This window comes from uncultured Pelagibacterium sp. (assembly GCF_963972885.1).
GTDB classification, from domain to species: domain Bacteria; phylum Pseudomonadota; class Alphaproteobacteria; order Rhizobiales; family Devosiaceae; genus Pelagibacterium; species Pelagibacterium nitratireducens.
In genome coordinates this window covers 1-7517 of sequence record NZ_CAXAXY010000126.1, presented here as the reverse complement: position 1 = coordinate 7517, position 7517 = coordinate 1, and the positions used below count along the sequence as shown (strand labels likewise).

The following is a 7517-nucleotide window of genomic DNA, read 5'->3' as shown; positions in this document are numbered from 1 at the left end:
GCGGGAAGTGGCGGCGGATGAGGACGGGATGCGGCTCGACCGCTGGTTCTCGGTTCATTTTCCCGACCTGAGCTTCGGGCGGCTGCAAAAGCTGCTGCGCTCGGGGCAGGTTCGGGTCGATAGCGGGCGCGTGGCCACCAATGCGCGGCTGGTCACCGGGCAGACGGTGCGCGTGCCGCCGCTGGGCGATGCGCCTGTTCGCTCCCCGGACGCGCCGCGGATCAACCAGAAAGACGCCGATTTTCTGCGCGACCTCATTTTGTATGAGGATGACGAGGTCTATGTGTTCAACAAGCCGCACGGACTTGCCGTGCAGGGCGGATCGGGCACCAAGCGCCATATCGACGGCATGCTCAAATCGCTGCCCAACAAGAAGGGGGAGCCGCCGCGGCTGGTTCACCGCCTCGACCGGGATACGTCAGGGTGCCTGCTGGTGGCCAAGACCCGGGCAGCGGCCAGCCATTTCGGCACGGTGTTCCGTTCGCGCTCGGCGCGCAAGATCTATTGGGCGATCACGATTGGCGTTCCCCATCCTCGCCAGGGGCGGATTTCGTGCTTTCTGGCACGGCAATCGACCCAGGATGGCGAGCAGATGGTGGTTGTCGAAAACGGCACCGAGGGCGCGCAGCATTCAGTGAGCTATTATTCGGTGACCGAGAGCGCGGCCAACCAGTTCGCCTGGGTGACGCTCAAGCCGGTGACCGGGCGCACGCACCAGTTGCGGGTGCACATGATGGAACTGGGCACGCCCATTCTCGACGATCCGCGCTACAACACGCTGGAAAACTGGAATTTCGAGCGGCCCGAGGAACTGGGCAACGGGCTGCATCTGCACGCGAGGCGGCTGGCCATTCCGCTGCGCAGCGGCAAGAGGCTCGATATCACGGCGCCGCTGCCGCCGCATATGAAGGCGAGCTTTGAAACGCTGGGGTTCAATGCCAATCAGTATGATGTGCAGGATGTCGATCCGGAGGACGATGCGTGATGGCCGAGCCGCGTCTTGTCATGTTCGATATGGACGGCACGCTGATCGACTCCGGTTCGATCATTGCCGAGCATATGGCCGCGACGTTCCGCGATCACGGGCTGGACGTGCCTACGGCGGAAATGTCTCATTCGATCATCGGTCTGTCGCTGGAAATTGCCATGGAACGGCTGGCGCAATGCGATGCGGAGACAGCCATCCTGATGGCAGGGACCTACCGCCAGCACTACCGCGCCATGCTGGCCGGAGGTGATCGGCATGAGCCGCTTTATGCAGGGGCGCTGGAGGCGCTGAACCGTTTGCGGGTGCATGAGACCTCGATCCTTGGTATTGCCACCGGCAAGGGGCTGAGCGGGGTTAATCGCATTCTGGCGCTGCACGCATTGGCGGATCATTTCGTGACTCTGCAAACCCCCGACCACAATCCGTCGAAACCTCATCCGGGAATGATCCTGCGGGCTTGCGCGGAGACCGGGATCGATCCCGACTGCACGGTGATGATCGGGGATACGACGTTCGACATGGAGCTGGGGCGGTCGGCCGGAGCGCGGACCATCGGGGTGAGCTGGGGGTATCACGCCCGCGTTGCGCTCGAAGAGAGTGGTGCCCATATCATCATCGACGATTATGCCGATCTCGATGACGCTATCGAAAGGGTTTTGAGCTGATGCGCGAATTTCTCGAAGACGCGATCCGGCACCAGGATGCGGGGCAGGGCCGTCATCAGAAGGATCTGATCCGCGAGTTGCCCAAGCGCTTTTATAAATCGGTGGACGTTGCCGAGACTGATGGCGTTTTTGCTGTGCTGCTTGACGGGCGCGTGACCAAGACGCCGACCGGCAAACCGGTTGGCGTTGGTCATCCCGATCTTGCGGCGCGCATGCGCGAGGAATGGGATGCGCAGGGCGATCGCATCGATCCCGATATGATGCCGCATGTCAAACTGATCAATTCGGCCGTCGAAGCGGGCGAGGAATCACGTCCCGCACTGCTTGACGAAGTGGTGAAATATGCGGGCAACGATCTGCTGCTCTATCGCGCCGACAGCCCGCGCGAGCTTGTCGAAAAGCAGGAGCAGATCTGGGACGATGTGCTGGTGCGGATCGCACGGCATTTTTCGGTGAGCTTCCAGCCCACAGTCGGGATCATGCATAAGGCGCAATCTGTCGACATGCTGAAAAAGCTCAGAGATGCCATCGAGCCGCTGCACCATGTGCCTGCGACTGCGATGGTGTCGGTGACGGGGCTCACCGGCTCGGGCCTGCTGGCGGTTGGTCTGCGCGAGCGGCTGGTCGATGCCGATACCGCGTGGACCGCAGCCCATGTTGATGAGGACTACCAGATTTCGCTGTGGGGCGAGGATTACGAGGCGGCGGCGCGGCGGCGGCAGCGGCGTCTCGAATTTGATGCCGCGGTCAATGTTATCAACCTGTTAGGCTGATTTCCTGCCGGCCTGATTCAGCAGCCAGTCAGCCATATCCGGCGCGATTTCGCGCACTGGACCGAGCACGAAATCGCGCTCATGGGCGTAAGGATGCGGCAAGGTAAGGCGCTCGGATTCCATCGTCACATCATCGTAGGTGATGACGTCGATATCGATGCTGCGCGGGCCCCATTTCTCAATACGGACGCGTCCGATCTCGGCTTCGGTGGCAAGGCAGAAGTCGAGAAGCTCGAGCGGGGCCAGGGTGGTTTCGATCAGAACGGCGCCGTTGTGAAACCGGTTCTGATCGGTCTTGCCCCAGGGTTCGCTGACGATCAGTTTGCTTTGTTTCAAAAGGAAAATCTGCGGATGGCCAACGATGGCCTCAATGGCTTTGGCGATCTGGTGCGCGGGCTCGCCAATATTGGCGCCCAGCGCCAGAACGGCGCGGGCCATCAGATTTGCTCCCGCGTCCTGACCATTTCGATGGCGGCTTCGCCGGCCACGATGGGCAGGGGCGCTTCGGGCTTTCTGACCTTGATGCGGATCCAGTCGAGCTTGTCGAAGCGTTCGAATAGACGCGCCATGATGTGATGGCCGAGCGCCTCGATGAGCTTGAAACGCCTTTCCTCGAAGGCTTCCTTCACCAGATCGTAGATATGGGCATAGGAAATCGTGGAGGCCACATCATCGGAGCGGGCGGCCTCGGACATGTCCAGCCCCAGCTCGAGATCGATGCGGAAGCGCTGGCCGAGGGCGTTTTCCTCCATCATGACACCGTGGTAGCCATAAAAGGCCAGCCCGGCCAGAATGATGCGGTCGCGATCGGCAAAGCTGTCCATGGGACTCACCCCTCCAGTTGCGGCGGACCATAGAGCGTGGCGGCAGCCACGCGCAAGGCGTCGCGATTGGCACGCACGTCATGGACGCGGAAAATGTGCCCGCCCTTTAGATAGCCCAGCACAGAGGTTGCGATGGTGCCCGAAACGCGCTCCTTGGGCGGCACATCGAGTAGATTGCCGATCATGCGTTTGCGGGAGGTTCCAACCAGCAAGGGAAAGCCGAGCGCGTGCAATTCATCGAGGCGGTTGAGGAGTTCGTAATTCTCGGCAAAGGATTTCGCAAAGCCAAAACCCGGATCGAGAATGATTGCGTCTCTTGCGATACCTGCCTTGAGCGCGATGTCCACTGACCGTGACAGCCAGCGCTTCATTTCATCGATCAGGTCGCGCGCGGTATCACGCCCGGTGTCCCAGTGCATGGCGATGATTGGCGCGCGGTGATGGGCGGCTACGTCGGCGATTTCCGGATCGCGCTGCAGGCCTTGGACATCATTGATGATTTTGGCGCCCGCCTGGACCGCCTGATCTGCCACCAGGGCCTTGTAGGTGTCGATGGAGATCGGGGCTTCAAAACCGCGCTCCGCAAGGGCGTCGAGCAAGGGCATGACCCTGTCGAGTTCGTCCTGTACGCTCACTTCTTCAGAGCCCGGCCGGGTGCTTTCGCCGCCGATATCGATGATATCGGCGCCTTCGGCAGCGAGGTCTTCGGCATGGGAGATGGCCGCGTCGCGGGCGAAGAAATCGCCGCCATCGGAAAAGCTGTCGGGGGTTACGTTCAAAATGCCCATGACGAGAGGCGTGCGGCCCAGTTTCAGCGGGCCGCCAGCCATCGGGACGTCATAGGCGCGGTGGGTCACTGCGCCGAACCAGCCGGGACCGCATAGAGGTCGTATTCGTCGGAATCAACGACTGTCACCGAGATCATGTCGCCGGGCTTGATACCTGAGGCGTTCTCGACGATGACATTGCCGTCGATCTCCGGAGCATCCCATTGCGAACGGGCAATCACGCGCTGCTCTTCGGGTTCGACGTCATCGACAAGCACGTCGATGGTGCGACCGACGCGGGACGCCAGCCGTTCGGCGGAAACCTCCTGCAGGGCTTCCATGAGGCGTCCATAGCGTTCCTGCTTGAGCTCATCGGGGATTTCATCGAGGCCCAGATCGTTGGCGCGGGCGCCGGTGACCGGCTCGTAGGGGAACGCCCCGGCGCGGTCGATCTTGGTCTCGTGGACCCAATCGAGCAGCATCTGGAAGTCCTCTTCCGTCTCGCCGGGGAAGCCGACGATGAAGGTCGAGCGGATGGCGAGGTCGGGGCAGGCTTCGCGCCATTTGCGGATGCGGTCGGCGGTCTTTTCTTGATTGGCCGGGCGCCGCATGGATTTGAGAACCTGCGGGCTGGCGTGCTGGAAGGGGATGTCGAGATAGGGCAGGATCACCCCGTCGGCCATTAGCGGAATGACGTTATCGACGTGGGGGTAGGGATAGACGTAGTGCATCCGAACCCAGGCGCCGAGCTTGCCCATTTCCTCGGCCAGCGTCTGGAACCGCGCTTCGACCTGACGTCCGCGATAGGGGGACGTGGCGTATTTGATGTCCACGCCATAGGCCGAGGTGTCCTGGGAGATGACCATGATCTCCTTGACGCCCGCCTTGACCAGCCGCTCGGCTTCATAAAGCACGGAGGCGATGGGGCGCGAGACGAGATCGCCTCGTATCGACGGGATGATGCAGAAGGTGCAGCGGTTGTTGCAGCCTTCGGAAATCTTGAGATAGGCGTAGTGGCGCGGGGTGAGCCGCAGACCCTGTTCGGGGACGAGATCGACAAAGGCGTTGGGCACCGGGGGCACAGCCTGATGGACCGCGTCGACGACCGCTTCATACTGGTGGGCGCCCGAGACGGCCAGGACGCCCGGATGGGTCTTGCGGATCAACTCTTCCTCGCCGCCGAGACAGCCAGTGACGATGACGCGGCCGTTTTCCGAAATCGCCTCACCGATGGCGTCGAGGCTTTCAGCCTTGGCGCTGTCGAGAAAGCCGCAGGTGTTGACGATGACGACATCGGCGCCCTCATAGGAGGGTGAAAAGCTGTAGCCTTGCGCACGCAGGGTCGTCAGGATGCGCTCGGAATCGACGAGGGCCTTGGGGCAGCCGAGGCTGACGAGGCCGATCTTTGGGGCGTTTTGTGTTGGTGTTGGCGCGCTCATGGGCGTCCGCTGGTCCTTGAAAAGGCGAGATTGCCGAAGGTGCCGGGCCAAGCGGGCCGGCGCCATGGGATATGAAACTCGCATGAATTTGCGCGTGTCATATCGGAAAGTGCGCAAAGGTCAATCTTTGCGCACTTCATAGCTGCGTTGATGTCAGGGCGCAGCGCCCGGATTTCAAGCTTTGGGCGCCGGTTTTGCCCGGCTTGGACGCCGTTTGGCCGCGGGCTTGGGGGCGTCGGCATCCGGCATCGCTGCTGGCTCCTCGGCAACCGGCGTTGCCGGTGGCGTGGGGGCAACCGGAGCGGGTGCCACCGGCTCGACCGGGTCGGGCTCCTGATCGGCCAGGTCCTCGATCGCCTCGCGAACGTCATCGATCAGCGAAGCGCCCAAATGTTCGGGCTCATAGGTTTCGGCCTCTGCGCTGTTGGCGCGGAAGAAAACGATGACGGCTTCGCACACAATGCGCAACGCTACGAAAGCCAAAAGCCCGAAGACGACGATTTCGAGCAGGCCCCACAGCCCGTTGCCAAAGCCGAACCGGAAGCTCGAAAAGAAGTGATTGACCGCCCACAGCGCAATGCCCGCCAGGCCAAGCATATAGAGGATCGTCACAAGGCGTGGCGAGATGATCCGGCCCAGATTGAACAGGACACTGCCCGTTGCGAGCTTTCGCAGGTCGTCGAAGCGCATTTTTGTCCCCTTGCATCCAAATCGGGAGAACTGAATCGGGTCACCTTGTCGCGATCACAGCGCAGAGGCAAGCCTTGCCGGCCCGAAGTGCGTTTCAAAGCGTGATTTGAGGACCGAATCCACCTCGGCCATCGAAACGATCTGCCCCAGATCCTCAAAGCTCGTGACTCCGTGCTGGCTAACGCCGCACGGCACGATGCCGGAATAATGATCGAGATCAGGGCTGATGTTGAGCGATATACCGTGGAAGCTGACCCAGCGGGAAACCCGTACGCCGATGGCGGCAATCTTGTCTTCAACGAATGGGCCTTTGTCGGGGCGCTTGACCCAGACGCCGATACGCCCTTCGCGTTTTTCGCCCTTGATATTGAAGGCCGCCAGAGTGTCGATCACCCAGTTTTCAAGCCCGGCCACCAGGCATCGGATGTCCCGTCCGCGCTCGCGAAGGTCGAGCATCACATAGGCGACCCGCTGGCCGGGGCCGTGATAGGTGAATTGTCCACCCCGCCCCGCCTCGAACACGGGAAAACGGTCGGGTATTAAAAGGTCCTCGGTTTTGGCGGAGGTGCCGGCGGTATAAAGGGGAGGGTGCTCGACCAGCCATATGGCTTCGGACGCCTCACCGGCTGCAATCGCGCGGGCGCGGCCTTCCATTGCCGCAAGAGCATCGGGGTATTCCACCTGCGACTCGGCAATGATCCAGTTGGCCGGAATTCCGTCGGTCCGTTTGAGCTTGGGCGCGCTCGCACAAATGTTCATCTGGTCAGTCTTTAACGCTTCACTAACCATGACGCCTCAATGTCGAAGCCGACGCGCGGGGAAAGCCGATTCTCGCCGTATGATTTGCATCTGGCGGTCCGGATTTTTTGATGAATACGCTTGAAACCATCGAAATCGATGTCTCCGTGGAACTGGGGGCGGCCGTCCTGCCGGTCCATCACCTGCTGCGCATGGGGCGCGGCGCGGTGATCGAACTCGATGCCTTCGAGAACGACGCCATGCGTATCTATGCCAACAACACGCTGATCGCAAAGGGCGAGGTTCAGGTCGACGAGGGACAGCTTAATGTGGTGGTCACCGAGAAGGTCATCAAGCCCGCCTGACGCCCGGAGCATTTTTTGCTTTTGTCTGAATCGCTCAAACTGCCCTGAGCCTTTGTTTGTCGCGCTTCCGAACCGGATAGGTGGCTTCCACTTATGCTGGAACCGCTTCAGCGCAAAACTTTATTCCCAAACGGCGAAATAGCCCTTGAGGGACACCAAACCATTTGCTACATGCAGCCTCGCTTCGCCCGAGGGTGCAGCATTCCCCAGACAGTGCGGTCGTGGCGGAATTGGTAGACGCGCAGCGTTGAGGTCGCTGTGGGGTAAC

The 7517-nt window shown here is 61.3% G+C and carries 10 protein-coding genes; 4 read left to right on the top strand and 6 right to left on the bottom strand.

Translation table 11 applies throughout. The annotated features are described in order from the left end of the window. The 3 genes from AACZ55_RS14880 to AACZ55_RS14870 all read left to right on the top strand — a co-directional run. Positions 1-985 (top strand): RluA family pseudouridine synthase (locus AACZ55_RS14880; protein WP_339647375.1); only part of this gene is annotated, 985 nt, incomplete at its 5' end. Beyond that, positions 985-1653, top strand: coding sequence for an HAD-IA family hydrolase (locus AACZ55_RS14875; protein ID WP_339647373.1), 669 nt, complete (start codon positions 985-987; stop codon positions 1651-1653). The genes AACZ55_RS14880 and AACZ55_RS14875, both read left to right, overlap by 1 nt. Further along, entirely contained in the window at positions 1653-2426 is a 774-nt protein-coding gene (locus tag AACZ55_RS14870) for an ATP12 family protein (protein ID WP_339647370.1), read from the top strand. The genes AACZ55_RS14875 and AACZ55_RS14870 overlap by 1 nt, the downstream gene beginning before the upstream one ends. Here AACZ55_RS14870 and folK read toward each other — a convergent pair. The 6 genes from folK to lipB form a co-directional block, all read right to left on the bottom strand. After that, the gene (folK, locus tag AACZ55_RS14865; protein ID WP_339647368.1) at positions 2418-2864 is read right to left on the bottom strand and encodes a 2-amino-4-hydroxy-6-hydroxymethyldihydropteridine diphosphokinase; all 447 of its coding nucleotides are present in this window, start codon (positions 2862-2864) and stop codon (positions 2418-2420) included. The genes AACZ55_RS14870 and folK overlap by 9 nt on opposite strands. Next, complete coding sequence (gene folB / locus AACZ55_RS14860) at positions 2864-3250, bottom strand: dihydroneopterin aldolase (protein WP_338610446.1); 387 nt, start codon at positions 3248-3250, stop codon at positions 2864-2866. The genes folK and folB overlap by 1 nt, the downstream gene beginning before the upstream one ends. A 5-nt stretch (positions 3251-3255) precedes the next feature. After that, positions 3256-4107: a dihydropteroate synthase gene (gene folP / locus AACZ55_RS14855; RefSeq protein ID WP_339647366.1), complete on the bottom strand. Its 852-nt coding sequence runs from the start codon at positions 4105-4107 to the stop codon at positions 3256-3258. Next, positions 4104-5456, bottom strand: a complete 1353-nt coding sequence (gene rimO / locus AACZ55_RS14850; protein WP_339647363.1) for a 30S ribosomal protein S12 methylthiotransferase RimO — start codon at positions 5454-5456, stop codon at positions 4104-4106. Before rimO ends, folP begins: the two co-directional genes overlap by 4 nt. Positions 5457-5630: 174 nt before the next feature. Continuing rightward, positions 5631-6146, bottom strand: a complete 516-nt coding sequence (locus AACZ55_RS14845) for a DUF4282 domain-containing protein (protein WP_339647361.1) — start codon at positions 6144-6146, stop codon at positions 5631-5633. 54 nt (positions 6147-6200) lie between these two features. Then, complete coding sequence (lipB, locus tag AACZ55_RS14840) at positions 6201-6905, bottom strand: lipoyl(octanoyl) transferase LipB (RefSeq protein ID WP_339647359.1); 705 nt, start codon at positions 6903-6905, stop codon at positions 6201-6203. 110 nt (positions 6906-7015) lie between these two features. On the opposite strand from lipB, the gene AACZ55_RS14835 reads away from it, so the two are divergent. After that, a complete protein-coding gene (locus tag AACZ55_RS14835; protein WP_264227524.1) occupies positions 7016-7249 on the top strand; it encodes a FliM/FliN family flagellar motor switch protein in 234 nt (77 codons plus the stop codon). The last annotated feature ends 268 nt before the right edge of the window (positions 7250-7517 follow it).

Coding starts and splice junctions, on each gene's coding strand:
- lipB (WP_339647359.1), bottom strand. CDS start 6,905: ATGAACATTTGTGCGAGCGCGCCCAAGCTCAAACGGACCGACGGAATT.
- folK (WP_339647368.1), bottom strand. CDS start 2,864: ATGGCCCGCGCCGTTCTGGCGCTGGGCGCCAATATTGGCGAGCCCGCG.
- AACZ55_RS14870 (WP_339647370.1), top strand. CDS start 1,653: ATGCGCGAATTTCTCGAAGACGCGATCCGGCACCAGGATGCGGGGCAG.
- AACZ55_RS14845 (WP_339647361.1), bottom strand. CDS start 6,146: ATGCGCTTCGACGACCTGCGAAAGCTCGCAACGGGCAGTGTCCTGTTC.
- AACZ55_RS14835 (WP_264227524.1), top strand. CDS start 7,016: ATGAATACGCTTGAAACCATCGAAATCGATGTCTCCGTGGAACTGGGG.
- folB (WP_338610446.1), bottom strand. CDS start 3,250: ATGGACAGCTTTGCCGATCGCGACCGCATCATTCTGGCCGGGCTGGCC.
- AACZ55_RS14875 (WP_339647373.1), top strand. CDS start 985: ATGGCCGAGCCGCGTCTTGTCATGTTCGATATGGACGGCACGCTGATC.
- rimO (WP_339647363.1), bottom strand. CDS start 5,456: ATGAGCGCGCCAACACCAACACAAAACGCCCCAAAGATCGGCCTCGTC.